Source organism: Acidithrix ferrooxidans (assembly GCF_000949295.1).
Lineage (GTDB): Bacteria > Actinomycetota > Acidimicrobiia > Acidimicrobiales > Acidimicrobiaceae > Acidithrix > Acidithrix ferrooxidans.
Genome location: NZ_JXYS01000160.1, coordinates 1 through 2,081 on the forward strand (window position 1 = coordinate 1; position 2,081 = coordinate 2,081).

Below are 2,081 nucleotides of genomic sequence, written 5' to 3' on the forward strand. Positions count from 1 at the left end.
GAATTCAGTCGAAACTGGGGTTAGGGAGATTATGGTTCAACCAATATCGATGGCAGAATTGGCGACTCGATCAATCGCCGATCGCAACTACTGGCTCATTTAGCTTCGCAGGTGGAAGTGAGCCATAGAAGGCTGCATCACCAAAGCTGAAGACTCCACCGTCTGCTGCGACTAGCCAGTAGCCTTTGCCATCTGGGGTGGAGGCTATTCCTACTATTGGTTTGTTGAGTGACTTAGGTGGAAGTGAGCCATAGAAGTTTGCATCACCAAAGCTGAAGACGCCACCGTCTGCTGCGACTAGCCAGTAGCCCTTACCATCTGGGGTTGATGTGATACCTACTACAGGCTTGTTGAGTGTTCTTCCTCCCATTGAGCCATAGAAGTTTGCATCACCAAAGCTAAAGACGCCACCGTCTGCTGCGACTAGCCAGTAGCCCTTGGTAATACTGGGACTGATGCTGGGACTAGGGTTGCTTGAGAGTAAACCAGATGGTGGTTCTGGGGTTACAGAAGCAGATAACAAAGAAGCTGTTCCTGCGCCAGAAGAATTGATAGCACTAACGCTAAAGGTGTAGCTATCTCCATTAGTTAAGCCAGTAACACTACAGGTAGTCGTGATAGATATATCTGAAGATAAGCAAACATTGGTTGTTGTATTGGTAGTTACATTTATCTGTGTAACTGAATAACCAATTATTGATGATCCACCATCTTCTGATGGTGGATTCCATGTAATGGTTATAGATCCATTACCAGCTGTAGCTACAACGTTTGTTGGGGTTCCCGCAACACCGGTCGGGGCACCCGGGACTGAGTTGGGGGTCACCGAATTCGAAGAGCGCGAGTAGGTGCCAGTGCCAGCTTTGTTGACAGCTGCGATGGTAAAGGTGTAGCTGTCACCGGAGATGAAGGCCGAGTTGTTCGATATGGAATCGTTGGTGGCGGTGAGAGTGCCGGAGTTGTTGTAGATACCGCCGCCAAAGCCGGCCACGTTGCCTGAGATAGTGTCGTTGGTAGCGGTGACGGTTCCGGAGTTGTAGATGCCGCCGCCGTTGCTGCCGTTGCTTTTGTTGTTGTCGATAGTGTCGTTGGAGGCGGTGAGAGTGCCGTTGTTGTAGATGCCGCCGCCGCCGTTGCTGCCGTTGCTTTTGTTGTTGTCGATAGTGTCGTTGGAGGCGGTGAGAGTGCCGTTGTTGTAGATGCCGCCGCCGTTGGTGGTGTTGTTGTTCCCGCCGCCATATTGAATGGTCATGCCTGTTATGGTGGCTGTTACGTGAGAACTGATTGAAAAGACGGAGCCACTTACAAACGAACTACTCGTTCCTCCTACGAAGGTAGTTGTTGCACCTTGGCCAGTAATCGTGAGGTCTTTGCTGACAGTCACTGCCTCCCGGAAGGGACTAGTTGCAGATGATGAACCTACATTGATGGTGTCACCGTTATTTGCATTAGTAATTGCATTTGCAATTGTTAGACACGGCGTAACTTGAATACATGTGGTGTTATTTTTATCGCTACCTTTCTGTGAAACATAAAGGGTTGACGGACTCGCAACTGTTGAGATGCTGTAGGCAAGTGATGGTCCATCGCTATTGGATATCACAAGTGGAGAGTCGGTAGAAGTTATAATTCCACTTGGAACTGTCAGTGTTATAGAGGTATTTGAGTTGACGCTGTAGGTAACTACAGCTACGTTATCGATGGTGATGCCAGTTATATCTGATAAGTTCTTTGTATTGAAGAAGTTACTTCCTGTAACTGTTACAACTGATCCAGGGGCATATGTACCACTTGGACTAATCGACGTGATTATTGGTGCGTAGGTGTATTGATATGAACCTATTGAGCAAAAATTAGGGTTGCTTGATTCTGGTCTTTGGTATCCCCTTTGATCTGTTGATGGGACAGTTATACCATTTGGAACCAAGCTTTTTCCAACAGTAGCCGTAGGACCACAGAGGCCAGTATCAACTGGGATCGCGTTGTAGGCGGGCGAGTTTTGATCGATTGCAATTGTTTGAGTTGGGCCACCGTTGCTATTCAGTGATGGAAGGGTGATTGGGGTATTGCTAAGTGAATGG

General features: G+C 48.0%; 1 protein-coding gene. It reads right to left on the reverse strand.

Annotated elements, in window-relative coordinates:
* Positions 1-70: 70 nt before the first annotated feature.
* A partial coding sequence (locus AXFE_RS17985; RefSeq protein WP_200891367.1) for a fibronectin type III domain-containing protein occupies positions 71-2,081 on the reverse strand: 2,011 nt, incomplete at its 5' end.